At 62.7% G+C, this 22883-nt stretch carries 17 protein-coding genes, 1 tRNA gene and 1 riboswitch; of the genes, 12 read left to right on the top strand and 6 right to left on the bottom strand.

Annotation, left to right across the window (positions count from 1 at the left end; all coding sequences use genetic code 11):
* Positions 1–30: 30 nt before the first annotated feature.
* Positions 31–199: riboswitch (yybP-ykoY riboswitch) on the bottom strand.
* A gap of 124 nt (positions 200–323) precedes the next feature.
* From rlmN to B3B04_RS13085, 3 genes are all read left to right on the top strand, one after another.
* A complete protein-coding gene (gene rlmN / locus B3B04_RS13095; protein WP_292043514.1) occupies positions 324–1481 on the top strand; it encodes a 23S rRNA (adenine(2503)-C(2))-methyltransferase RlmN in 1158 nt (385 codons plus the stop codon).
* Positions 1482–1714: 233 nt separating this feature from the next.
* Positions 1715–2158: a DUF350 domain-containing protein gene (locus tag B3B04_RS13090; RefSeq protein ID WP_292043513.1), complete on the top strand. Its 444-nt coding sequence runs from the start codon at positions 1715–1717 to the stop codon at positions 2156–2158.
* Between the two features lie 7 nt (positions 2159–2165).
* Entirely contained in the window at positions 2166–2990 is an 825-nt protein-coding gene (locus B3B04_RS13085; protein ID WP_292043512.1) for a S1 family peptidase, read from the top strand.
* Between the two features lie 42 nt (positions 2991–3032).
* On the opposite strand, the gene B3B04_RS13080 is transcribed toward B3B04_RS13085, so the two are convergent.
* Together B3B04_RS13080 and B3B04_RS13075 are read right to left on the bottom strand one after the other, a co-directional pair.
* Complete coding sequence (locus B3B04_RS13080) at positions 3033–5798, bottom strand: M16 family metallopeptidase (RefSeq protein ID WP_292043511.1); 2766 nt, start codon at positions 5796–5798, stop codon at positions 3033–3035.
* 177 nt (positions 5799–5975) lie between these two features.
* Positions 5976–6863 carry an isoaspartyl peptidase/L-asparaginase family protein gene (locus B3B04_RS13075; protein WP_292043509.1) on the bottom strand — a complete coding sequence of 296 codons (888 nt, stop codon included), beginning with the start codon at positions 6861–6863 and terminating at the stop codon, positions 5976–5978.
* A 108-nt stretch (positions 6864–6971) separates the two neighbouring features.
* Between B3B04_RS13075 and B3B04_RS13070 the strand changes: the two genes are divergently transcribed.
* Positions 6972–7973 (top strand): NADPH:quinone oxidoreductase family protein, encoded by a 1002-nt coding sequence (locus B3B04_RS13070; RefSeq protein WP_292043508.1) that lies wholly within the window; start codon positions 6972–6974, stop codon positions 7971–7973.
* Here B3B04_RS13070 and B3B04_RS13065 read toward each other — a convergent pair.
* Positions 7970–8380 carry a YkvA family protein gene (locus B3B04_RS13065; protein ID WP_292043507.1) on the bottom strand — a complete coding sequence of 137 codons (411 nt, stop codon included), beginning with the start codon at positions 8378–8380 and terminating at the stop codon, positions 7970–7972. The genes B3B04_RS13070 and B3B04_RS13065 overlap by 4 nt on opposite strands.
* Positions 8381–8438: 58 nt before the next feature.
* Here B3B04_RS13065 and B3B04_RS13060 point away from each other — a divergent pair, with 58 nt between their 5' ends.
* The 4 genes from B3B04_RS13060 (at position 8439) to lpdA (B3B04_RS13045) (ending at position 14173) form a co-directional block, all read left to right on the top strand.
* Positions 8439–9221 carry an SDR family oxidoreductase gene (locus B3B04_RS13060; protein ID WP_292043506.1) on the top strand — a complete coding sequence of 261 codons (783 nt, stop codon included), beginning with the start codon at positions 8439–8441 and terminating at the stop codon, positions 9219–9221.
* A 105-nt stretch (positions 9222–9326) separates the two neighbouring features.
* Positions 9327–9401: transfer RNA gene (locus B3B04_RS13055), tRNA-Gly, on the top strand.
* A 286-nt stretch (positions 9402–9687) separates the two neighbouring features.
* On the top strand, positions 9688–12531 hold the full coding sequence (locus B3B04_RS13050) for a TonB-dependent receptor (RefSeq protein ID WP_292043504.1): 2844 nt from the start codon (positions 9688–9690) through the stop codon (positions 12529–12531).
* 235 nt (positions 12532–12766) lie between these two features.
* Positions 12767–14173, top strand: a complete 1407-nt coding sequence (gene lpdA / locus B3B04_RS13045; RefSeq protein ID WP_292043503.1) for a dihydrolipoyl dehydrogenase — start codon at positions 12767–12769, stop codon at positions 14171–14173.
* Between the two features lie 169 nt (positions 14174–14342).
* Here lpdA (B3B04_RS13045) and B3B04_RS13040 read toward each other — a convergent pair whose 3' ends face one another.
* From B3B04_RS13040 to B3B04_RS13030, 3 genes are all read right to left on the bottom strand, one after another.
* Positions 14343–15680, bottom strand: coding sequence for a GGDEF domain-containing protein (locus tag B3B04_RS13040; protein WP_292043502.1), 1338 nt, complete (start codon positions 15678–15680; stop codon positions 14343–14345).
* A 129-nt stretch (positions 15681–15809) separates the two neighbouring features.
* Positions 15810–16691: a pirin family protein gene (locus B3B04_RS13035; RefSeq protein ID WP_292043501.1), complete on the bottom strand. Its 882-nt coding sequence runs from the start codon at positions 16689–16691 to the stop codon at positions 15810–15812.
* A 94-nt stretch (positions 16692–16785) separates the two neighbouring features.
* The gene (locus B3B04_RS13030) at positions 16786–17274 is read right to left on the bottom strand and encodes an Lrp/AsnC family transcriptional regulator (RefSeq protein ID WP_292043500.1); all 489 of its coding nucleotides are present in this window, start codon (positions 17272–17274) and stop codon (positions 16786–16788) included.
* A 96-nt stretch (positions 17275–17370) separates the two neighbouring features.
* Here B3B04_RS13030 and B3B04_RS13025 point away from each other — a divergent pair, with 96 nt between their 5' ends.
* From B3B04_RS13025 to lpdA (B3B04_RS13010), 4 genes are read left to right on the top strand one after another with little or no spacing between them, the layout of a single operon-like run.
* Positions 17371–18651, top strand: a complete 1281-nt coding sequence (locus tag B3B04_RS13025) for a 3-methyl-2-oxobutanoate dehydrogenase (2-methylpropanoyl-transferring) subunit alpha (protein WP_349679372.1) — start codon at positions 17371–17373, stop codon at positions 18649–18651.
* Between the two features lie 37 nt (positions 18652–18688).
* Complete coding sequence (locus B3B04_RS13020) at positions 18689–19756, top strand: alpha-ketoacid dehydrogenase subunit beta (RefSeq protein ID WP_349679373.1); 1068 nt, start codon at positions 18689–18691, stop codon at positions 19754–19756.
* Between the two features lies 1 nt (position 19757).
* The gene (locus tag B3B04_RS13015) at positions 19758–21407 is read left to right on the top strand and encodes a 2-oxo acid dehydrogenase subunit E2 (RefSeq protein ID WP_292043496.1); all 1650 of its coding nucleotides are present in this window, start codon (positions 19758–19760) and stop codon (positions 21405–21407) included.
* Between the two features lie 4 nt (positions 21408–21411).
* A complete protein-coding gene (gene lpdA / locus B3B04_RS13010) occupies positions 21412–22809 on the top strand; it encodes a dihydrolipoyl dehydrogenase (protein WP_292043494.1) in 1398 nt (465 codons plus the stop codon).
* The last annotated feature ends 74 nt before the right edge of the window (positions 22810–22883 follow it).

Here is a 22883-nt window from a genome sequence, read left to right as displayed (position 1 = left end):
GGAAAGAACGGCAATCGCGACTGGGGTCATGACAATTACGGGGCCGGACGCGTGACAGCACACTCCGGGTGCAGGCCGGCTCGGCCCCCGAAGACGTGCTGGTCTCGCTAGGCGGTAAAACCGCTGATCGCGCCATGCCCAAGGGCAAGTGTGTTGACGCGAACCCGACTGTGGATGCCGGAAGCTACTCCCCAACGGGCGTTCAACTAGACCTGTTCACGCAGGGGATCAAGACGGGGCGACCTCCCTCTAGGGCGACAGAAGGTCTCGCACATGTTATAGGGGCTTCAACTCTCCCCCTTTTGTCACAGGATTATTCCGCCGTGAGCATCACGCTGGACCTCTCGCGCAGTGTCGCTTCAAAGGCCCCCGTCAACCTGTCCGGTCTGACGCGCGAGGGCCTGCGTCAGGCGCTGATCGACGGCGGCATCTGCCCGCCGGAAAAAGCCAAGATGCGCGCCACCCAGGTGTGGCGCTGGATCCACCACTATGGTGTGACCGACTTCGCCCTCATGAGCGATGTGGCCAAGGACACGCGCGCCAAGCTGGCCGAGACCTTTGTGCTGGATCGCCCCGAGATCATCGAGCGCCAGATTTCCAAGGACGGCACCCGTAAATGGCTGATCCGCATGGGACCGGGCATTGAGGTCGAGACGGTCTACATCCCCGATGTGGGTCGCGCCGGTGCACTGTGCGTGTCATCGCAGGTCGGCTGTACGCTGAACTGCACCTTCTGCCACACCGGCACGCAAAAGCTGGTGCGCAACCTGACGGCTGCCGAGATTGTGGCGCAGGTTCAGGTGGCCCGTGACGATCTGGAAGAATGGCCGTCGCCCAAGGAAGACCGCCGCCTGTCCAACATCGTCTTCATGGGCATGGGCGAGCCGCTCTATAACCTCGACAACGTTTCGGACGCGATCGACATCATTTCGGATGGCGAAGGCATCGCCATCTCGCGCCGCCGCATCACGGTTTCGACCTCGGGCGTCGTGCCCAAGATTCCGGAGCTGGGCGAGCGCACGGGTACCATGCTGGCCATCAGCCTGCACGCCACCAATGATCCGCTGCGCGACCAACTGGTGCCGCTGAACAAGAAATACCCGCTTGAACAGCTGATGGCGGCCATTCGCGCTTATCCGGGTCTGGGTAACTCCAAGCGCGTGACGTTCGAATACGTGATGCTGAAGGGCGTCAACGACAGCCCTGACGAGGCGCGCGCCCTGTGCAAACTGATTTCGGGCATTCCGGCCAAGATCAACCTGATCCCGTTCAACCCGTGGCCGGGCACCGACTATCAGTGCTCGGACTGGAAGGCGATCGAGACCTTTGCGGCCATTCTGAACCGTGCCGGATACGCTTCGCCGATCCGTACCCCGCGTGGTCGCGATATCCTTGCCGCGTGCGGCCAGCTGAAGTCGGAATCCGAGAAGAAGCGCGCCTCGGAACTGCGCAAGGAACAGCAGGAAGCCGACGCGGCCTGATTGCGGCCCAAGACTGGCACCGAGACCATCATTTGCCCCGCTATGGTGCCCGCCAAGGCCTGTAGCGGGGCTTTTGCGTTTAGGTGCGCCGATCGCGACCCGATGCAGGTAAGGATCGGTTTCAACTTTTGACGGGCAGGCCGACATAACGGCCCTTGCTCTTGGACTTAAGTACAGGCAAGCAATCGGTCAGGTTTCATCCGTCTCGCGGCTGGGGATCAACGCACCACATCATGGATACGTCGAACGTCGCAGGGGTTCTGTCGAGCCCGGAAGTGCAGGCCTTTGCCAGCGGCTTTCCCGTGATGATGCTGCACCTGCTGGTGACCTTCGCCCTGCTGGGCATGGCCGCGACTGTCTATGCTTTGCTGACGCCGTGGCGCGAAATCCGTCTTATCCGTCAAGGCAATGCCGCAGCGGCCATCGGCTTTGCCGCAGTGCTGATCAGTCTGGCCATTCCGCTGGCGGTTTCGCTGTCGGTTTCCTCTTCTATCCGCGACATCACCATCTGGGGCGTGGCGACGGTGGTGCTGCAACTGCTGGTCTTCCGCGTGGTTGATCTTCTGCTTAGCGGCCTGCCGCAGCGCATTGAACGCGGCGAAGTTTCGGCGGCGGTGGTGCTGGCCGGAGCCAAGCTGGCCAGTGCCCTGATCGTCGCTGCGGCCCTGACGGGCTGAGGCCGCGATGCGGCTGCCCCTTCCGGACTGGGTGATCTACGCCGCAGTGGTGGGCGTGCTGGTTGTGGCCTCGCTCAATCGGGGTGAGCGGGCCGATGCCCCTCAGCTGGCCGAAGACGATGATATCGGCGGGGAGCTACTGGGCCCAGTCACGCCGTTCGACCCCACGGTGGTCGTGGATGCGCCCGAGGGCGATGTTCAGCCCCAGATGGGCACAGCCTTTTCTGTGGCCAGCGACGGGCGATGGATTACCGCGCGCCACGTGGTCGAGGGGTGTCGTCAGCCTGCCTTGGTGATCGATAAGAACCGCGCCCTGGCTGCCGATGTGCGTCTGGCCGCGCGCGCGGACGTAGCCCTTTTGCTGACCGATGGCGGCCCGCCGGCCTTGCCGGTGGCCAAGGACGAGGCCCTGTATAAGGGACAGCGCGCCTATCACCCGGGCTATCCGCAGGGCAAGCCGGGGGCGGTGGCGTCGCGTCTGATCGGTCGCGAGACGCTCCGCCTCAAAGGGCGCGGATCCTATGAGGAGCCGGTGCTGGCGTGGGCTGAGTCAGGCCGCACCAAGGGGCTTCAAGGCACGCTGTCGGGCCTGTCAGGGGCACCGGTGCTGGATCGTCAGGGGCGTGTGCTGGGTGTGACCATCGCCGAGGCTCCGCGTCGGGGCCGTATCTACACCACGGCACCGGACAGTTTCATCGCCGCCGTGGGTACAGAGCTTGGCAATGAAGGCGAGATCTTGGGGCAGGCCGTGACCACCCGCAACTATGGGGCCGTGTCCGACCAGTTGCGCCGCGAGCTACGTGTTGCTCAGGTGGTGTGTCTGGCCGTCTAATAGAAAAGGGCGCAAGACCGATCGGTCCCGCGCCCTTTATCCTTAGCGCAGGGTGTCGCTGTCGAAGTTGATGGCCGAAGCGTCAATCACTTCGACATTGGGGTATTTCGCCCTCAGATCATCGATGAACAGCGAGGCATCGCCCGCCACCACGACATTGGCACGGTCAGCAGGCAGCTTGTCGGCAAAGGCGGCGCGCACCTGTTCCGGCGTCACGGCCTTGACGCGGTCGGCATAGCGGGCCAGCTCTTCGAGCGGCAGGTCATAGGCAGCCAGCTCGGCGACCAGTGCCCCAAGCCCGCCGACGCTTTCCAGTGAACGGCCAAAACCGCCGATCATGATGGCGCGGCGCGGACCCAGTTCGGTTTCCGCAGGCGCGGTCGCTGCCATCTTGCCTATCTCGGCCAGCAGCAGTTCAACCACTTCGTCGGCGGTTTCGTTCTTGGTCTGGGTCGAGGCCGAGAACAGGCCGCTCTGGGCCATGGCCCCCACGCCCGAGCGCGCCCCGTAGGACAGGCCGCGATTGATGCGGATTTCCTGATTGAGGCGCGAGGTATAGCTACCGCCCAGCAGAGTGTTGCCCAGCGTCAGAGGGACATAGGCCTCATCGGTGCGGGAAATGCTGCGCGAGGAGACGGTCACGGCGGCCTGACCGGCACCGGGCAGGTTGACCACGACCACGCGCGGGGCTGCCGTTTGGGCAGACACGGACGGCGCGGCGGCAGAGGGCGGTGTGGTGGCACGCCAGTCGCCAAATGCCTTCTGTGCCAGTTCGCGGGCCTGTTCAGGGGAAATGTCGCCCGAGAAGGTCAGGATGGCCTGATCGGGGCGGATATAGGTCGCGTGGAAGTCGGACAGGTCCTTGGCGCTCAGCGCGGTGACGCTGCGCTCGGTGGTCAGGCGACCATAGGCGGTGTCACCGAAGTTTATCCGCGTGGTGGCCATGGACGACAGTGCACCCGGTTGGCTGAGCGCAACGCGCAGGCTGTCCAGCGTTTGCAGGCGTTGGCGTTCCAGCTCCTCGGCGGCAAAGGCAGGCTGGCGCACAATCTGGCTCAACAGCGCCATGGTCTGATCGAAGACGTTGGCCGGGCTGCTGGCGTAGACGTTAAACTGGTCACGTCCTGCACCGGCACCGATATTGGCCCCCAGTTGCTCGATCTGGGTCGCGATCTGCGGCGCGCTGAGGCTGGTAGTGCCTTGGGTCAGCATGTCAGCCGTCATCGACGCCACACCGGCCTTGCCCTGCGGATCATAGGCCGAACCCGCTTTGAACGTCAGGCGGGCCGACACCAGCGGCAACTGGCTGTTCCGGGCGACCAGAACGCGCAAGCCGTTATCCAGTCGGAAGTCGGCAATGTGTGGCGTTGCGGGGCTGACTTCCGGTCCCGGTTGCGGGATCGGGGTGCGCTCGGCTTCCGGCTTGGTCACCGAAGGCGTGCCCATGGGTGCCAGATCGGCCACCTTGACGGGGCCTTCCATATTCACCTTTTGCGGCGTGGTTGGATTGGCCTCGTCCGAGGCCTTGTAGCGGATGGTGATCTGGCTTTGCGGGGTCAGATACTGGCGTGCCACGCGCTGGATATCGGCGATGGTTACCTTCTGGATTTCGGCGACCTCGTTGTCGGCACTGGCGGCGCTGCCGGTGCGGATCAGCGACCAACCCAGCACATTGGCGCGGCCTTGCGCGCCCTCGCGTTCGGACAGCGCCAAGGCGATGAGCTCGTTCTTGGCTTCGGCCAGTTCGGCCTCGGTCACAGGCTCGTCACGCAGGCGGGCAATCTCGCGCTCAAGCAGAGCCTTGCCTTCATCCAGAGTGCGGCCCGATGCCATCATGGCATAGGCCGTCAGGGTGCCCGCCTCCTTGTTCATTTCGGGCGACGACGAGGCATTGTTGGCCGCTTGTGCCTCATACACCAGAGCGCGGTGCAAGCGGCTGCTCTCGCCGGTCGACAAAATGCCGTCCAGCACCGACAGGGCGGCGGCATCGGGATGGTTCGCAGGCACGGTGTGCCAGCCGATCACCACCGTTTCCAGCGGCACATTCGGGGCATAGAAGGTGTGGTCTTCCGGCGCGGTGACCGCTGGTTCGGTCACCGGACGCAAGGGAATGGCCGTCTCCGGATTCTTCAGCGGGCCAAAATACTGGTCCACCCAGCGATCCAGCTGGGCCTGATCGAAATTACCGTCCACGATCAGGAAGGCATTGTCCGGACGATAGTAGGTGCGGTGGAAACGCAGCACGTCTTCCAGCGAGGAGGCTTCCAGCTCTTCGATCGAGCCGATCACGCCACGGCGATAGGGATGTTCCTTGTAGAAGGTGGCCGGAACAAACAGGCTGAACAGGCGACCATAGGGGTTGGCCAGCACGCCCTGACGGTATTCCTCCTTCACCACATCGCGCTCTGAGACGAAATTGGCCTCGTCGACCACCAGCGTGCCCATACGGTCCGCCTCTGCAAACAGGATGCGCTCCAGATGGTTGGCGGGCACCACCTCGTGATAGGCGGTCACATCGTCGGAGGTGAAGGCGTTGTTATAGCCGCCCACGTCTTCGGTCAGACGGTCAAACGTTTCGTTGGGCACATTCTCGGTGGCTTTGAACATCAGGTGTTCAAATAGGTGGGCAAAGCCCGAACGGCCCGAGGGGTCGTCCTTGCCGCCGACGCGATACCAGACCTGCACCGCCACATTGGCCGTGCCGCTATCCTGACGGCTATAGACCTCCATGCCGTTGGCCAGCACGCGTCGCTGATAGCCCAGTGGGGGGACCGTCACGCCCTGAGCGGGGGGGGTGGCTGCGGTCATGGCTGGCGGCGGAGCCGCCAGCGCGGGNNGCAGCGGAAATCAGGGCCAGAGCCGAAACGGCGCTGCAGAAAAGGTGACGGGTTCTCATGAACCTCTCCTTGGGGAGAACAAGCAATGGGGGAGACCTTAGAGGTTTCCCGCAACCCGTGGCACCTTACTCCTTTGTAATATTTCGCCTCACGCGTGTGGGGTGTCGTTAAATACGCGCACCACAATCCGGCCGTCCGTATCCAGCCAGGCCCGCTTCATGCCCTGGCTGTTAAAGGGATCGGCGATGCGGCCCTCGCGATCCAGCGCGATCAGACCGCCGTCTCCGCCCATCTGGCCGATAAGGCCGATAGTGGCCTGAGCGGCGTCGTCCAGAGAGTGGCCAGCGGCCACGCTCAGCGCTGTGCGAGCGGCCGCCGCGATGCGGATGAAATACTCGCCCTGACCGGTGCAGGAGACGGCGGCGTGTCCGTCGGCCCATGTGCCCGCAGCAGGGATGGGGGTATCGCCGACGCGTCCCGGCATCTTGCCGAATACACCGGCCGTCGAGGTGGCGGCGGCGAGACGGCCCCGGGTATCCAGTACGCACGCGCCGACGGTGCCGTGGCTGAGCGTGCCGGGCGGGTGGTTGTCCTCACCCTTGCCGGCGCGGGTGAACCAGCTGTCAGGGTCATCGACACGTTCAAGCTCTTGCTGGGCGGCAAAGCGCGCAGCCCCCTGACCGGCCAGCATGACGTGCGGCGTGTGGTCCATCACGGCACGCGCCGCACGGATCGGGTTCTTGAAGCCCTGAAGGGCGGCCACGGCACCGGCCTTCTGGGTGGCACCGTCCATCAGGCTGGCATCCAGTTCGTATTCGCCGTCCAGATTGGGCGAGGCTCCGCGACCGGCGACATAAAGGCCGCTGTCTTCCAGCATCACCACGGTCTCGACCGCCACATCCAGTGCCGAGGCTCCGGCCTCAAGCCGTGCCTGCATCGCCTCGACGACCTGACGCATGTGTACGACCTCCTGGTCATAGTTGCGCTCGCGGCGGGCACCTGCGCCACCGTGCAGGATCAAGGCGGGACGGACCATGGAAACTCCTAAAACCGTGTTCGCCCTCTAGGCAGAGAGCCGTCACGTGCATTAGCGTTGCTAAAGTGTCGGCTCAGGACCGACGGGGGATAGGAAAGAGAAGTATCGATGCGCGCAGTTTTGTCCAAGGCCCCGGGTGGACCGGAAACCCTTTCCATCGAAGAAGTGATGGACCCCACGCCCGGCAAGGGCGAGGTGGTGATCGAGGCGAAGGCTATCGGCATCAACTTCCCTGACTCCCTGATTATCGAGGACAAATACCAGTTCAAGCCCGAGCGCCCCTTCTCGCCGGGGGGCGAGGTCGCCGGAATCGTCGATGCCGTGGGCGAGGGGGTGAAGGGCGTGCGCCGTGGGGATCGCGTCATCGCCGTGCCGGGCTGGGGTGGCCTGTCCGAGCGTCTGGCTGTGCGCGCCGACCAGTTGATCCCCATTCCTGACGGGATGGATTTCGAGACGGCTGCCGCCTTCGTCATGACCTATGGCACCAGTTATTATGCGCTGAAGGACCGAGCCAATCTGCAACCGGGCGAGACCCTGCTGGTGCTGGGTGCCGCAGGCGGCGTGGGGGCCGCAGCGGTCGAGCTGGGCAAGGCCATGGGCGCGCGCGTGGTCGCTGCGGCCTCGACCAATGACAAGGTCGAGTTTGCGCTGGAGCTGGGAGCGGACAACGGCCTGATCTATCCGTCCGGCCCCATGGACAAGGCGGCCCAGAAAGAACTGGCCGGAGAGTTCAAACTGGCCACGGGCCGCGACGGGGCCGATGTGGTCTATGACGCGGTAGGCGGCGACTATGCCGAGCCGGCGCTGCGGGCCATGGACTGGAACGGGCGCTATCTGGTTGTAGGCTTTCCGGCCGGTATTCCGTCCCTGCCACTGAACCTGACGCTGTTGAAGTCGGTGTCGGTGGTGGGTGTGTTCTGGGGCGCGGCCGTGGCACGCGATCCTAAGGGCCACGCCGCCAATATGGCCGACCTGATGCAACTGTATAAAGACAGCAAAATCCGTCCGCGCATCAGCAAGACCTTCCCGCTGGAAAAGGCGGCAGACGCTATCCGTGCCTTGGGCGAGCGTCAGGCCATGGGCAAGATCGTGGTGGTGACCGAGGATTAATCCCCGGTCTCGTCCTCGCGCATGCGGGTCAGGGTTTCCTTGGCCTTCTGGTGGTGCTTGTCCTTGATGTTGGCTCCGAAGGTGGCCAGCACAGCGGCAATCACTGCCGCATCGTCGCTAAAGCCCACCACGGCCAAGACATCGGGAACGGCATCCACCGGCATGACGAAATAGGCCAGCGCGCCTAGCAGAACGGCCTTGGCGCGAAAGGGCGTCTCAGGGTCCTGGGTTGCATACCAAGCGGCCAGCGCCTGATTGGCGAACGGAATGCGCGAGGCGACCCGACGCATTTTAGGCCAGAAGTCGCGTTTCACACGCATTTCATTCGTTTTATGCACCACGGGAACGAGCGCCTTTTGCGGATTGATGGCATCTTCCGGCGATACCGGTTTGGTTTTGACGGACATGACCGCTAAATCCCTCCCGCAAGCTCTGGGTTCAGATTTTTATATAGGAACGGTTTCCATGAAACTCGATGGTTCGATTGCAGCAGTTGTCACCGGCGGGGCTTCGGGCCTTGGTGAAGGCACTGCGCGTGCGTTGGCCGCCAAGGGCGTAAAGGTCGCTCTGTTCGACCTGAACGAGGAAAAGGGCGAGGCTATCGCCAAGGAAATCGGCGGCATTTTTTGCAAGGTGGACGTGACCTCGGACGAGAGGGTTGACGCAGGTTTTGAAAAGGCCCGCGCCGCGCACGGCCAAGAGCGTCTGACCGTCAACTGCGCCGGTATCGCCACCGGCCAGAAGACCGTGTCGCGCAAGAAAGACACCGGCGAGATCTGCGCCCACGACATGGCACAGTTCGAGCGCACCGTGACGATCAACCTGTTCGGCACCTTCCGCGTCCTGTCCAAGTCCGCAGCAGGCATGGTGACGCTGGACCCGATGGAAGACGGCGAGCGCGGCCTGATCATCAACACCGCCTCGGTCGCGGCTCAGGATGGCCAGATCGGTCAGGCTGCCTATTCGGCTTCCAAGGGCGGCGTCTACGCCATGACCCTGCCGGTCGCGCGTGACCTGATGAACGAAGGCGTGCGCGTCAACACCATCCTGCCGGGCATTATGTGGACCCCGATGATGGCCGGCATGGACCAGAAGGTTCAGGATGCACTGGCCGCCATGATCCCGTTCCCGAAACGCCTTGGCACTCCGCAGGACTATGCCAATCTGGCCCTGCATCTGGCCGAGAACGTCTACATCAACGGTGAATGCATCCGTCTGGACGGTGCCATCCGTCTGGCTCCGCGTTAATCGGCAAAGAAAATTCCGCGATCTCAAAAAAACGGTTGCGGAGTGAAGGGGAGGGGGCTAAACGCCTCCTCCTCGACGCCGGACGGCACAGCCGTCCTGACGGATGCGGGCGTAGCTCAGGGGTAGAGCATCACCTTGCCAAGGTGAGGGTCGGGCGTTCGAATCGCCTCGCCCGCTCCAGTCGAGACACCCACGAAACGGGGTCTGGCCACAGGTCAGGCCCCGTTCGCGTATCTGCCCCCCCTAATCCAGCCCTTGGCCTCAAGCCATGCCCTGTGACGCTCGCTTGTCGGGTGGTGCTCGTTTTTGCGACGCTTCTTCCGCGTCGGGAGCAAATGTCGCTCAAGCTTTGTGATAACGACGATTCTGTTTCGTCAAACTCTCATCAAGTCGTTGCAGCCCCCAATTAGTCAGCGCCCTGAACACCGGAACGCCAAACGGCCTTCCGCATGGGGATGCTGCAAACATGAAACTGCAACTGCTCGTAGGCGTGGCTGTCACGCCGCTGGTCTTGGGTATGGCTGTGCTGCCGCAGGTGGCTGTGGCCGACAGCACGGTGCTGGCCGCGGCGGCGGTTCCGGCAGGCGACGGCGTTTATGGCCGTGTGGTCGATGCCAGCGGCTCGCCGCTTCCCGGTGTGGAAATCACTGCCCAGGGCCGCCGCGCGGTTTCCAACACCCAGGGCGAGTTCCACATGACCGGCCTGTCTGGCCGCGTCGAACTGAACGCCCGCTACATCGGCCTGCCCTCGGCCAGCCAGACGGTCGATATCGTGGCGGGTCAAATGACCTCTGTGGTGCTGACGCTGGGTGGCGATAGCACCACCACGGTCGCCGACGTCGTGGTCAACGGTGTGATTACCGAAGGTGTGGCCCGCGCCCTAAACCAACAGCGCAACGCCGATGGTACCGTCAACGTGCTGTCTGCGGATGCCATTGGCCGCTATCCCGATCCGAACGTGGCTGAAAGCCTGCAACGCGTGGCCGGTATCGCCATCCAGCGCGATCAGGGCGAAGGCCGCTACATCAACGTGCGGGGCGCACCGGCATCCTTCACCGCCGTGTCGGTGGATGGCGTCACGGTGCCTTCGGTCGATCCGGGCACGCGCGCGGTCGATCTGGACACCCTGCCGTCGGACATCGTGTCGAACGTCGAGGTCTCCAAGACCCTGCTGCCGTCGCAAGACGCCGACAGCATCGCCGGTGCCGTCAACATCAAGACCCGCTCGCCGTTTGACCAGCGCCGACTGGCCCTGAGCGGCTATGGCGGTGCCAGCTATAACGACTATGGCGGCGAGGACATCCGCGGTGGCTTCACGGCCTCTAACGTGTTTGGTGAAGGCCAGAACTGGGGCGCGCTGCTGTCCTACAGCTATTCCCAGACCAACCGTCGCCCCGACAACGTCGAAAGCGGCTGGACCAAGATGGAAACCCTTGAAGGCGATGAAATCTTCGCCCTCGAGGAAAGCCTGTTCAAGGACTATGACACCGAGCGCACCCGTCAGGCGGTGACCGGCGGTCTGGAGTTCCGTCCCAACGACGCCACCCGCGCCTGGGTTCGCGGCTCGTTCGCCAAGTTCGAGGACGACGAATACCGTAACCAGCTGCTGCTGACCTATGACGAAGGCGATATGGTTGCGGGCTCGAACAGCCGCAAAGCCACTTTCGACAACGTTACGGTCGAGCGCCAACTGCGTCACCGCACGCAGGTGAACGAAATCACCACCCTGACCACGGGTGCCGAGCATATCTTCGGCAATGGCGCAGTGCTGGACGGCAGCCTGTCGTGGGCTTCGACCGAACAGACCTATCCGAACCGCAACGAGCTGCTGTTCCGCTCCGAGGCCGACCCGACCGTCACCTATGACTTCAGCGGCGACCATTACGAGCCGACCTATTCGATCTTCACCTCGCAAGAGCATCTGGACCGCAGCCAGTATGAATTCCGCGAGACGGTGTTTCGTTCGAACACGACCAAGCAGGAAGAGTTTGCGGCTCAACTGAATTTTGAGCTGCCCAGCACGATCGCCAATCAGGAAGTGACGTGGAAGTTCGGTGGCAAGTTCCGCAGCCGCGATATCGCCGCTGACGAAGAACGCTTCCGTACCCGCGACAAAGCCCATGCGCCGACCCAATCCTATGGCGATCTGCTGACGGACAGGGAATCCGTCAACTACGACTACCTGCTGGGGCACAAGTTCAATAACGGTCTGGTCGATGAGTATCTGGCTGGCGCGCGCGGCGTGGCCGAACGCCGCATGCCGGACTCCATTCTCGCCGACTACGAGGCTCAGGAAGACATCCTGTCAGCCTATGCCCAGGCCCGTATGGACATCGGTGCCACCACCATCATCGCGGGTCTGCGCGTCGAGAACACCAAGTTTGACGGCACTGCCAACACCTTCCGTCTGGACATCGACGATGAAGGCGAAGAGAGCGAAATCTTCGGCACGGCCTCTGTCAGCCGCGACGATACCGAGCTCTTCCCGAACCTGACTATCCGCCACGCCTTCTCGGACAATCTGATCGGTCGCGCGGCCCTGACGCGTTCGATCAACCGCCCCGAGTTCTCCGAACTGGTCCCGCGCCGCGAGGAAGAAACCGAAGGCTCCAAGGCCAAGTTCAGTATCGGCAATCCGGAGCTTGAAGCCACGCTGTCCAATAATCTGGACTTCGGTCTGGAATACTATTTCAGCGACTTTGGCGTCCTGTCGGCCAACGCCTTCTACAAGGACCTGGAAAACTACCGCTACACTCTCGTTTACGAGGCTCCGGCGACGGTCAATGGCGTGCTCTATCCGGACGCCGAGTTCGAAACCCCCATCAACGCGCCTGAAGGCCATCTGGCCGGCTTCGAGATCAACTGGCAGCAGAAGTTCAGCTTCCTGCCGGGCTGGGCCTCGCACTTCGGTATCTTCGCCAACTACACCTATACCGATGCCGAGATCACGACGGCACAGGCCTATGAGGGCCGTAACAAGTTCCAGCTGCCGGGCCAGTCGGAAAACAACTACAACGTGGCCCTCTTCTACGAGCATGCCGGTCTGTCGGCGCGCCTGAGCTACACCAAGCGCAGCGACTATCTGGAAGAGATCAATGCCGAAGACGCCGACTTCGACCTGTTTGTCGAAGGCCGCGAACAACTGGACTTCACCGCCAGCTATGACTTCGGCAACGGCATCGAGGTCTTTGGCGAGGCCAAGAACCTGACGGACTCGGCGGGCACCAAATACTACGGCGTCCGCGAGCGTACCTACGAGTACGAAAAGTTCGGCTACAACGTCTTTATGGGCGTGCGCTTTAAATACTGATCTCCCCGATCCCCTTGACCCTTTGCGGGCCGGAGCCATCGCTCCGGCCCTTTTTTCTCGCCCCGGCGCGGATGCAAAGGGCTGAATCTGCCACCACAGTGCCACACCGACGCTTTGCATTAGTCAAATCGTGTCGCCATATGGACTGTACCGGTTGACCCAAAGTCAGGGTCTGCCTAAGCCCCCTTTCGAAAGCGCCTGATTGTGTGTGGCGCACTAATGCTCAGAGGATCTCATGGCCGAAGCCGCAGCGCCCTACGACGTCGTCATCATCGGGGCTGGCCCCGGTGGCTATAATGCCGCGATCCGTGCAGGCCAGCTGGGCCTCAAGGCGGCCATCGTCGAAAAACTGCCGACGCTGGGCGGCACCTGCCTGAACGTCGGCTGTATGCCGACCAAGGCCCTGCTGCACTCGTCGGAACTGTTCGAGGCCGCCAACACCGAGTTTGCCAACATCGGCATCGAAGTGAAGCCCAAGCTGAACCTCGGCCAGATGCACAAGTCTAAGGACGACAGCGTCGAAGCCCTGACCAAGGGCATCGAGTTCCTGATGAAAAAGAACAAGGTCACCGTGGTTCGCGGCACCGGCAAGATCCTCGCCAAGGGTCAGGTCGAGGTCGAGGGCGCTGACGGTGCCAAACAGGTTCTGGAAACCAAGAACATCGTCATCGCCACCGGCTCCGAGCCGACCCCGCTGCCGGGCGTCGACTTCGAAGAAGGCAAGGTGATCGACTCGACCGGTGCTTTGTTCCTGCCGAAGGTTCCCAAGCACATGATCGTCATCGGTGCGGGCGTGATCGGTCTGGAACTGGGCTCGGTCTGGCGTCGTCTGGGTGCCGAAGTCACCGTCGTGGAATACCTCGACAAGGTGGGCGCAGGCATGGACGGCGAAGTTGCCACCGCCTTCCAGCGCGGCCTGAACAAGCAAGGCCTGAAGTTCAAGATGTCGACCAAGGTCACCGGCGCCAAGTCCACCAAGGACGGCGTTGAACTGACCGTCGAGCCCGCCGCTGGCGGTGCTGCCGAAACCATCAAGGGTGATGTGGTTCTGGTGGCCATCGGCCGTCGCCCGTACACCAAGGGCCTCGGCCTCGAGAACGTCGGCGTCACGCCGGACCAGCGCGGCTTCATCGCCAATGACCACTTCAAGGTTGCCGATGGCATCTGGGTCATCGGTGACGTGACCCACGGCCCGATGCTGGCCCACAAGGCCGAAGAAGACGCGGTCGCCGCCATCGAACTGATGGTCGGCAAGGCTGGTCACGTTGACTATGCGCTGGTGCCGTCGGTCATCTACACCGCACCGGAAGTGGCTTGGGTCGGCAAGACCGAAGAGGCTCTGAAGGCCGAAGGCGTCGAGTACAAGAAGGGCAAATTCCCGTTCGCTGCCAACAGCCGCGCCAAGATCAACCACGAGACCGAAGGCTTCGTGAAGGTCCTCGCCGATGCCAAGACCGACAAGGTTCTGGGTGTTCACATCTTCGGCCCGCAAGCCGGCGAGATGATCGGTGAAGCCTGCATGACCATGGCCTTCGGTGGCGCGTCGGAAGACATCGCCCGCACCTGCCACCCGCACCCGACCCGTTCGGAAGCCGTTCGCCAAGCCGCCATGGGCGTCGAAGGCTGGACGATGCAAGCTTGATTTTAGGTGCCCCTACCGCCCTTCGGGCGACTTTAGGGGCGTTGACTGTCTAGCCTTGAGAAGGGCGCGTTTCGTAAGGGGCGCGCCCTTTTCTTTATGATCGTTGGTTCAAATAAGAACGGCGCGTTCCTTGCGGGACGCGCCGTTTTTCCTGGGACTGAGGGTGTTGTCAGGCCGCGATGACGGTGCGGTTGCGGCCCGAGTTTTTGGCCTGATACAGGGCCGTGTCGGCAGTCTCGATCAACTGGTTATAGTCGGGATGGTTGTCATAGGCGGCCAATCCCAGAGATGCCGTGACACGCAGATTGCCACCGGCGGGCAGGCGCATGTCGCGGCTAGCCAGTTGCTGGCGGATACGCTCGGCCACGACCTCGGCGTCGTGAATGGCCGTCTCGACCAGCACAATCAGGAACTCCTCGCCGCCATAGCGGAAAACAAAGTCGCTGAGGCGCACGTTGTCGGCAATGACTTCGGCCACCTGTTTCAGGACCAGATCGCCCGCCGCGTGGCCGTGGGTGTCGTTGATCGACTTGAAGTGGTCCACGTCCAGCATCATGAGGCTCAGCGGCGTCCCGATGCTGTTGGCCAGCGTGATTTCGCGGCTCAGGATCGTTGGCAGGAAGCGACGGTTCAGGGCGCGGGTCAGGGGATCGCGACCGTTCTCCAGACCGGCTACGCTCTGGAACAGGTCGGTGATCAGGAATTTCACCTCTTGAACCGCCGACTGCAACTCGGCCAGAGGCACGTTCATCGCCTCGGTTTGCTTGGCGTTGTGCGCGGCCGATACGCGCGGGAGAATGTCGGTGTCGACCCGCGAGATCAGTGCCTCGATGGCGGTCAAACTGGCATTGCCGTCGAAGATCAAGCCTGCGCGGTGGGTGAGCCAAAGTCCGAACGGCGAGGAGGACAAGGTGCTGGGATTGGCCGTACCGCCCTGGAACATCAGGAAAAGTACGCCCTGCAGCCATTCAAACAGCGCGGCGATCTGACCGTCGCGTTCATGGGCAATGTCCTGCCCCAAGGCGAACAGACGGTAGGATTCATCCACTTGGGCGCGGCGCACCGAACCTTGCATGTACGCCTCGCTCATGACGGCGATGGCTTCGTCGATCAGGAAATCCATGCGCATGATGGCATGGGCCACATGGGCGCGGTCCAGTGCGCTGTCCAGCACCAGTTCGCCCAGACGCGCCTTCAGAACCGAAGCGCCGTGCATGACCAGGCGCAGCGGCACCTTGATGCGCGCATGCACCTCGCCAATCTTGCGCTGCTGCTGGCGGAAGGCTTCGTCACCGTCCTCGCCCTGACGGAACAGGTCGATGACCCAACGGACGAGAGAGGCCTTCAGCCGTTCTTCGACCATGCTGGAGCTCAAAAAGGCCAGAGCCTCTTCTTCGGTTAGCAACACTTCATAGAAGCGGTCTGCTAGATCCGTCGCGTGGCGTTCGGATATTTCGCTCAGCAGTTGCTCTACGGGGTTCGACAGAGCGGGAACGACGCAGGACATAGAAAACTCGATACAGGTTCGCCAAACGGGCGAGAAATGGTAGGCGCGGCCTTATAGCAAGGCTTTCAGCCGCGGCCTGCACCAATCGGCATCAAAAATGTAAAAAGCTTTGTTCGCGTCAGACGTGCGTCATTCCGGCAGCGGAATGAACTCCAGCGTGTCGTCGACGGGCAGGGTCATGCGGCCTGCCTTCCAGTCCGCCTTGGCCTGATCCATGCGCTCCTGTGAGGAAGAGACGAAATTCCACCAGATCAGGCGCTCTCCCACCGGCTCGCCGCCCAGCGACATGACGGTAGATGGCTCCAGCGCCGTGATGACGGGATCGGCATGGGCCGAAAACACCACCATCTGGCCGGTATGATAGCGCTGATGGTCGATCTCGACCGAACCGGCCGCCACATAGATGGAACGCTCGGCATAGCCACCGGCCTGACCCGGCCCCGGCGGCGGGGTAAACCGACCGCCTGTCGGCAGTTCATAATGCAAATAGTAGAGCGGGCTTTCCACCGGCGTTCCGGCACGCTCTCCGAACGCCTCACCGGCAACCAGACGTGTGAACACGCCATTGGACTGATCTGACGGCTGGGCCTCTTCGCCCAGATGGGTAAAGGAGGGCGCGATCTCTTCCTTCTCGACCGGCAGGGCCACCCAGGCCTGCATGCCGTGCATTGGCCCGCCCTGCGACTTTTTCAGAGGATCGGTGCGCTCGGAGTGAACAATGCCCGAGCCAGCCGTCATCCAGTTCACCTCGCCCGGACGGATCGGCTGGGTATAGCCGAGGCTGTCGCGGTGCATGATCTCGCCCTCGAACAGATAGGTCAGGGTCGAAAGGCCAATGTGGGGGTGCGGGCGCACATTGATGGCGTCGCTGCCTGCGGCGAACTCTGCGGGGCCCATCTGGTCCAGAAAGATAAACGGACCCACCATGCGCTTTTGGGCGTGGGGCAGGATGCGCGACACTTCAAACCCGCCAAGATCACGGCGGCGGCCTTCGATAATCCGTTCAATCATGGGGGGCTCCGGCTTTCGAATGAGGGAATATAGGTACGAAAAACGCCGCCCGTATCAGGGGCGGCGCCATCATACCCGACTTCTGACCCGAAGGTTAGGACACGTGCGGCGTCACAATGTTCAGCGGCAGGGTGGTCACATTCTTCACGCCGCGCGTGACGATATGGCTGGCGCAGTCGGACACGATGCCCAGCGTCAGTAGTTTGTCGCGCAGGAAGACGTCGAAGGCATGCATGTCGGATGTGACAATTCGCAGCACATAGTCTTCACGGCCCGTGATGGTGGCGCACTGCACCACTTCCGGCCATTGCGCGACGGCGGCTTCGAAGATGTCGAGGTTTTCGCGCGAGGGCAGCGACAGCTTCACAATCGCGTAAACCTCGAAGTCCAGACCCAGAAGACCGGCATCGAGCAGTGTTACGCGCTTGCGTATCAGGCCGCTATCCTCCAGTCTCTTGATCCGGCGCCAGCAGGGCGAGGCCGAAAGGCCCACGCGATCAGCGACTTCGGCGACCGACAGTCCAGCGTCCTGTTGCAGGATGTCGAGGATGCGGGCGTCGATAGGATCAAGTTCGTCGGCCAAAGGCGTTCTCCAAAATGCGTTTCGACGCAATAAAATACCCTGTTTGATACTTTTGCAAGGGTATATTTGGGAAAGCCAACAGCGTAATGCCATGCTATGCCTCGTGCCACGAGGAAACGCGTACGGATTAACCGGACGGGACGCATGATGAAGAATACGCCCCCCCTTTCACTTCGAGTGCCGGAGCCTACGGGCCGGCCCGGTGACAAACCTGATTTTTCGCATCTGCAGCTGGACGCCGCGGGCGTGGTCGAACGACCCGCCGTCAGCACGGCACCTGCCGAAATGCGCGATATGGCCTATCGCCTTATTCGCGTGCTGGATGACGACGGCGTCGCCCAAGGACCGTGGGATCCCAAGCTGGATGCAGACACCCTGCGCCGGGGCCTGAAGGCCATGATCCTGACGCGCGCCTTCGACGACCGGATGCACCGCGCCCACCGTCAGGGCAAAACCAGCTTCTATATGAAGTGTACCGGCGAGGAAGCGATCGCGGTGGCGCAGGGTATGGTCCTGAGCCGCGAGGACATGGGCTTTCCGACCTATCGCCAGCAAGGCCTTCTGATCACGCGCGGCTATCCGCTGGCGTCGATGATGAACCAGATCTATTCGAACGCTGCCGACCCGATCAAAGGCCGCCAGCTGCCGATCATGTATTCGGCCAAGGACTATGGTTTCTTCACCATCTCCGGCAACCTTGGCACCCAGTATGTGCAGGCTGTCGGCTGGGCGATGGCCAGTGCCTATAAGGGCGACAACAAGATCGCTGCCGCGTGGATCGGTGACGGCTCGACCGCCGAGAGCGACTTCCACTCGGCTCTGACTTTCGCTGCCGTCTATCGCGCGCCAGTCATCCTGAACATCGTCAACAACCAGTGGGCCATTTCGTCCTTCCAGGGAATTGCCGGCGGTATGGAGACGACCTTTGCCTCGAAGGGTATCGGCTATGGTCTGCCGACCCTGAGGGTTGACGGTAACGACTTCCTCGCGGTTTGGGCGGCTACGGCGTGGGCCGAAGAGCGCGCCCGTACCAATCAGGGCGCGACCCTGATCGAGATCTTCACCTATCGCGGCGCCCCGCACTCGACCTCGGATGACCCCAGCCGTTACCGCCCGGGCGACGAGCACGAGAAGTGGCCACTGGGCGATCCGATCGAGCGCTTGAAGCAGCACCTGATCAAGATCGGTGAATGGTCGGATGAGCAGCAGACCGCCGCCGAGGCCGAAGCCGTCGATCAGGTGCGTGCCGCCGCCAAGGAATCCGAGGCCATCGGCACGCTGGGCCAGTCGCGCCCGAGCGTGAAGGAAATGTTCGAAGAAGTGTTTGCCGAGCCGGACTGGCGTCTGGTCGAGCAGCGCCGCGAAGTGGGAGTCTGATCACATGGCCGAAATCAACGACAAGATTGAAGCCGATATGGTCGACCAAAAGGACGCGCCCGCGTCCGTGGCCCCTGCGTCTGGCGTTGCGCCCATGAATATGATCCAGGCCCTGAACTCGGCGCTGGACGTGAAAATGGCGGAAGACGCCAACGTCCTGTCCTATGGCGAAGACGCAGGCTATTTTGGCGGCGTGTTCCGCGTGACGGACCACCTGCAGAAGAAACACGGCCTGACCCGCAGCTTCGATGCCCCGATCTCGGAAACCGGCATCGTCGGTACGGCCATCGGCATGGCCACCTTCGGTCTGCGTCCGGTCGTGGAAATCCAGTTCGCGGATTACATCTATCCGGCGTACGACCAGATCGTCTCGGAAGCGGCCAAGATGCGTTACCGCTCCGGTGGCCAGTTCACTTGCCCGATGGTGATCCGCTCGCCCTACGGCGGCGGTATCTTCGGCGGCCAGACCCACTCGCAATCGCCGGAAAGCCTGTTCACCCACATTTCGGGGCTGAAGGTCGTCATTCCGTCGAACCCCTATGACGCCAAGGGCTTGCTGATCTCGGCCATCGAGGACGAGGATCCGGTGATCTTCTTCGAGCCCAAGCGCCTGTACAACGGCCCGTTCGACGGTTGGCACGAGAAGCCCGTATCGCCGTGGAAGGCGCAGGAGCTGGCTCAGGTTCCGGCTGAAAAATACAATGTGCCGATCGGCAAGGCCCGCGTGATGCGCGAAGGCAATGACGTGACCATTCTGGCCTATGGCACCATGGTCTGGGTCGCTCTGGCCGGTGCTGAAAATGCCGGTATCGATGCCGAGGTGATCGACCTGCGCACCCTCGTGCCGCTGGATATCGAAACCATCGAGGCCAGCGTCAAGAAGACCGGCCGCTGCGTCATCGTACATGAAGCGCCGAAAACTTCGGGCTTTGGCGGTGAGCTGAGCGCACTGGTTCAAGAGCGTTGCTTCTATCACCTTGAAGCCCCTGTCGCCCGCGTTACGGGTTGGGATACGCCTTATCCGCACGCCTTCGAGTGGGAGTATTTCCCGGGGCCCCAACGGGTCGCTGACGCGCTTAAAAGCGTCATGATGGGAGGCCGCTAAGATGGGTCGTTTCGTATTCAAACTGCCGGACGTCGGTGAAGGCACTGCCGAGGCCGAACTGGTGCAATGGCACGTGGCTGTCGGTGATGTTGTCACCGAGGACCAGATCGTCGCCGAGGTCATGACCGATAAGGCGACCGTGGAAATCACCTCGCCGGTCGATGGCAAGGTCACCAAGCTGCACGGCGAAGCGGGCGAAATGCTGCCGGTTCGTGGCGCACTGGTCGAGTTCGAGGTCGCTGGCGAAGGCAATACCGAAGCCGAGGAAGCTGCGCCTACGGCTCCGGTGGCCGAAGCCGCTCCGGTCGCCGTTGAGGCACCAAAAGTCGAAGTCGCCTCCGAAGCTCCCGCTGCCGCCGTCGCGGCCGCAGGGAACTATGTTTTCAAGCTGCCGGACGTTGGTGAAGGCACGGCCGAGGCCGAACTGGTTGGCTGGCACGTCAAGGTTGGCGATATGGTCGAGGAAGACCAGATCGTTGCCGAGGTCATGACCGACAAGGCCACGGTTGAACTGACCTCGCCGGTTGCTGGCAAGGTGGTGCAACTGCACGGCGAGGCAGGCCAAGCCCTGCCGGTCGGTGGTCCGCTGGTCAGCTTCGACGTTGAAGGCAAGGGCAATGTTTCGGCGGCTTCGGCTGCCGCGCCTGTCGCTGCGGCGGCTCCCGCTCCGGCCAAGGTCGAGGCTCCGAAGGCGGCTCTGGCTCCTAAGGCTGCACCGAAAGCCGATGCCAAGCCGGTTCCGACCGTGACGGGCCGCAAGCCGGGTGAGCGTCCTCTAGCCTCTCCGGCAGTGCGCCAGCGTGCGCGTGATCTGGGTATCGATCTGGTCTTCGTGCCGGGCTCGGGCCCTGCTGGCCGCATCGAACATGGCGACCTCGATGCCTTCGTGGCTCGCGGTGGCGTGGTTGCCCCTGTCGCCGGTGGCGCGGTCGCTTCGCCCTATGCCAGGGCCGAAGGCACGACCGAGGTCAAGATCATCGGCCTGCGCCGCAAGATCGCGGAAAAAATGGCCGAGAGCGTGCGTCGTATCCCCCACATCACCTATGTGGAAGAGATCGACATGACGGCTCTGGAAGAGCTGCGTGGTCATCTGAACGCCCAGAACAAGGGCACCGACAAGCCCAAGCTCAACGTCCTGCCCTTCATTGCCCGCGCTATCATCGTGGCCCTGAAGGACCAGCCCAACATCAATGCCACCTATGACGACGAGGCGGGTATCCTGACCCAGCACGCCGCCGTGCATCTGGGCATTGCCGCCCAGACGCCGAACGGCCTGATGGTGCCGGTGGTCCGCCACGCCGAGGCGCGCGATGCCTATGACACCGCCCTTGAAATCGCCCGCGTGTCGGGTGCGGCCAAGGACGGTTCGGCCAAGCGCGAGGAACTGTCGGGTTCGACCATCACCATCACCTCGCTGGGTACGCTGGGCGGTGTGGTGCACACCCCGATCATCAACCATCCGGAAGTGGCCATCATCGGCCCGAACAAGATCGCCGAGCGCGTGGTGGTCAAAGACGGCCAGATGGTCGTGCGCAAGATGATGAACCTGTCCTCCAGCTTCGATCACCGCATCGTCGACGGCCACGACGCGGCTGTCTTCGTTCAGAAGATCAAGAACCTGCTGGAAAATCCGGCAACCCTCTGGATGTAAGCCGATGCAGAACCTGAAAACCAAAGTCCTGATCATTGGCGCGGGCACGGGCGGCTATGTGGCCGGTATCCGTTGCGGGCAGCTGGGTCTGGAAACCGTGCTGGTGGATGCGTCCGCTGGTCTGGGCGGTACCTGCCTGAACGTGGGCTGCATCCCGTCCAAGGCCATCATCCATGCGGCGGGCAAGTATGAGACTGTTGCCAAGGCGGCATCCGATGCAGGCACGCTCGGGATCACCGCGTCTGCGCCTGCCATCGACCTGAAGAAGACGGTCGAGTGGAAGGACGGCATCGTCAAGAAGCTGAACGGCGGCGTTTCGGCCCTGCTGAAGAAGGCCAAGGTCAAGGTCATCAAGGGCTGGGCCACCTTCTCGGATGCCAAGACCTGCATCGTGGCGACCGAGGATGGCGACATCCGCATCACCGCCGAGCACGTCATTCTGGCGACGGGTTCAGAGCCTGTTGAACTGCCGTTCCTGCCGTTCGGTGGCGACGTCATCTCCTCGACCGAGGCTCTGAGCCTGCCGGAAGTGCCCAAGAAGCTGGTCGTCGTCGGCGGCGGCTATATCGGTCTGGAACTCGGTATCGCCTTCCGCAAGCTGGGCGCAGAAGTCGCCATCGTGGAAATGGCTGACCGCATCCTGCCGCTGTACGATAAGGCCCTGACCGATCCGGTTGCCAAATGGCTGGAGCGTCACGGCGTCGAGCTTTACCTCGGCGCGCGCGCCGGTGGTTTCGGAGACGGCAAGCTGAACGTTACGGACAAGGACGGCAATCCGCTGCAACTGGCCGCCGACAAGGTGCTGGTGACTGTGGGGCGCCGCGCCCGCACCAAGGGCTGGGGTCTGGAAAACATGGGCGTGGCCATGGACGGCCCGTTCGTGAAGATCGATGACCGCTGCGCGACCTCGATGAAGAACGTCTGGGCCATCGGTGACCTGACGGGCGAACCGATGCTGGCGCACAAGGGCTCGGCTCAGGGCGAGGTCGTGGCAGAGATCATTGCGGGCCACAACAAGCGCTTTGATCCGACCACCATCGCCGCCGTCTGCTTTACCGAGCCGGAAATCGTTTCGGCTGGCTTGGGCGTCTCTGACGTCGAAGGCCGTGACGATGTCATTCAGGCCGTCTTCCCGTTCGCTGCCATCGGCCGCGCTCTGGCCATCGAGGCAGGCGAGGACGGCGGCTTCGTGCGCGTGATCGCCGACAAGAATGATCACCGCCTGCTGGGTATTCAGGCCGTCGGCCAGCACGTCAGCGAACTGTCCAACAGCTTTGCCCAGATGCTGGAAATGGGCGCTGTGCTGGAAGACGTCGCCGGCACCATCCACGTCCACCCCACGCTCGGCGAAGCCTTCCACGAGGCGTCCCTTCGCGCTCTGGGTCACGCCATTCACATCTAAGAGTGAGAGAGGGCCTTACGGCCCTCTCGCCCCTATGCTCGCCTCGCGGAGGCTCGCGACTTGAGGGGCAGGGC

The sequence above is a fragment of the Brevundimonas sp. UBA5713 genome, assembly GCF_002419815.1.
In the GTDB taxonomy this organism is placed as follows: domain Bacteria; phylum Pseudomonadota; class Alphaproteobacteria; order Caulobacterales; family Caulobacteraceae; genus Brevundimonas.
This window is presented reverse-complemented; position numbering and strand designations above follow the sequence as displayed.

Excerpts from the sequence above, each read along its gene's own strand:
- B3B04_RS13090 (WP_292043513.1), top strand. The coding sequence starts at position 1,715 with ATGGATACGTCGAACGTCGCAGGGGTTCTGTCGAGCCCGGAAGTGCAG.
- B3B04_RS13085 (WP_292043512.1), top strand. The coding sequence starts at position 2,166 with ATGCGGCTGCCCCTTCCGGACTGGGTGATCTACGCCGCAGTGGTGGGC.
- B3B04_RS13080 (WP_292043511.1), bottom strand. The coding sequence starts at position 5,798 with ATGACCGCAGCCACCCCCCCCGCTCAGGGCGTGACGGTCCCCCCACTG.
- B3B04_RS13075 (WP_292043509.1), bottom strand. The coding sequence starts at position 6,863 with ATGGTCCGTCCCGCCTTGATCCTGCACGGTGGCGCAGGTGCCCGCCGC.
- B3B04_RS13070 (WP_292043508.1), top strand. The coding sequence starts at position 6,972 with ATGCGCGCAGTTTTGTCCAAGGCCCCGGGTGGACCGGAAACCCTTTCC.
- B3B04_RS13065 (WP_292043507.1), bottom strand. The coding sequence starts at position 8,380 with ATGTCCGTCAAAACCAAACCGGTATCGCCGGAAGATGCCATCAATCCG.
- B3B04_RS13060 (WP_292043506.1), top strand. The coding sequence starts at position 8,439 with ATGAAACTCGATGGTTCGATTGCAGCAGTTGTCACCGGCGGGGCTTCG.
- B3B04_RS13050 (WP_292043504.1), top strand. The coding sequence starts at position 9,688 with ATGAAACTGCAACTGCTCGTAGGCGTGGCTGTCACGCCGCTGGTCTTG.
- lpdA (WP_292043503.1), top strand. The coding sequence starts at position 12,767 with ATGGCCGAAGCCGCAGCGCCCTACGACGTCGTCATCATCGGGGCTGGC.
- B3B04_RS13040 (WP_292043502.1), bottom strand. The coding sequence starts at position 15,680 with ATGTCCTGCGTCGTTCCCGCTCTGTCGAACCCCGTAGAGCAACTGCTG.
- B3B04_RS13035 (WP_292043501.1), bottom strand. The coding sequence starts at position 16,691 with ATGATTGAACGGATTATCGAAGGCCGCCGCCGTGATCTTGGCGGGTTT.
- B3B04_RS13025 (WP_349679372.1), top strand. The coding sequence starts at position 17,371 with ATGCCTCGTGCCACGAGGAAACGCGTACGGATTAACCGGACGGGACGC.
- B3B04_RS13020 (WP_349679373.1), top strand. The coding sequence starts at position 18,689 with ATGGTCGACCAAAAGGACGCGCCCGCGTCCGTGGCCCCTGCGTCTGGC.
- B3B04_RS13015 (WP_292043496.1), top strand. The coding sequence starts at position 19,758 with ATGGGTCGTTTCGTATTCAAACTGCCGGACGTCGGTGAAGGCACTGCC.
- lpdA (WP_292043494.1), top strand. The coding sequence starts at position 21,412 with ATGCAGAACCTGAAAACCAAAGTCCTGATCATTGGCGCGGGCACGGGC.